Origin of the sequence: Caballeronia terrestris (assembly GCF_001544515.1) — a bacterium.
Classification (GTDB): Bacteria; Pseudomonadota; Gammaproteobacteria; order Burkholderiales; family Burkholderiaceae; genus Caballeronia; species Caballeronia terrestris.
Genome location: NZ_FCOL02000449.1, coordinates 1 through 1,212 on the forward strand (window position 1 = coordinate 1; position 1,212 = coordinate 1,212).

General features: G+C 60.8%; 1 protein-coding gene and 1 pseudogene. Both read left to right on the forward strand.

Annotated features, from left to right (window positions below):
* Nucleotides 1–804: pseudogene (locus AWB67_RS38180) on the forward strand (arginine deiminase family protein); the annotation flags it as partial.
* Nucleotides 805–828: 24 nt separating this feature from the next.
* On the forward strand, nt 829–1,212 hold a 384-nt coding region (locus tag AWB67_RS38185), incomplete at its 3' end, for a Rossmann-fold NAD(P)-binding domain-containing protein (protein ID WP_510183523.1).

Below are 1,212 nucleotides of genomic sequence, written 5' to 3' on the forward strand. Positions count from 1 at the left end.
GCATTGGCCCTTGCGGCTTCCTGCTCGCACCGTTACCGAATGCGCTATTCACCCGAGATAACTGTTGCTGGATCAATGACGGCGTCGTGCTTGGCTCGATGTATTGGCCCGCGCGCCGTCAGGAGACACTTCTTACTGCGGCCATCTACCAATTTCATCATCGCTTCAACACCCAAACCCGCATCTGGTGGGGCGATCCGGATGTGGACCATGGAGGCGCAACCCTCGAAGGCGGCGATGTCATGCCGCTGTCGCGAGACGTCGTCGTGGTTGGTATGGGTGAGCGCACGTCCCCTCAGGCCGTGACACAACTCGCACGCTCGCTTTTCGCGCGCGAGGCCGCGACACACGTGATCGCCGCGCGCTTGCCACCCTCGCGCGGGGCAATGCATCTCGATACCGTCTTCACCTTCTGTGATCGCGACCTCGTCACGATCTTCCCGAAAATCGTCAACGGCATTTGCTGCACGAGCCTGCGACCCGGAGAAACCCGGCGAGCTCGACGTGCGTGCCGAATCGGCGCCCTTTCTGGATCTTGTGGCACGTTCGATAGGCCTGAAAAAGCTATGCGCTATCGGAACGGGTGGCGACGAGTGGGAAGTCGAGCGCGAGCAATGGGACGACGGCAACAACGTCATCGCGCTGGCGCCGGGCGTCGTTGTTGCCTACAACCGCAACGTCTACACCAATACGCTCTTGCGCAAGGCTGGCGTGGAAGTCATCACAATTCCGAGCGCCGAGCTGGGACGCGGGCGCGGGGGCGGCCATTGCATGACCTGCCCGCTCGCGCGCGACGCTATCTAGCCAGAACCCGAAGCCAACGACACCATGCCATTTAATCTCCGCAACCGCAGCCTCCTGAACATGCAAGACTTCAGTCCCCGCGACATCCGCTTCCTGATCGACCTTGCCGCCGAACTGAAGCGCGCGAAGTATGCGGGTAATGAGATCCCCAGGCTGACCGGGAAGAACATCGCGCTGATCTTCGAAAAAACCTCGACCCGAACGCGCTGCGCCTTCGAAGTCGCCGTGCACGATCAGGGCGGACATGTCACGAACATTGATTCGGCCGGCTCTCAGCTCGGCCGCAAGGAATCGCTCAGGGACACGGCGCGCGTTTTGGGACGCCTCTATGACGGAATCGAATACCGGGGTTTTCATCAAACAACCGTGGAGGAACTTGCGCAGTTTTCCCATGTTCCGGTGTGGAAC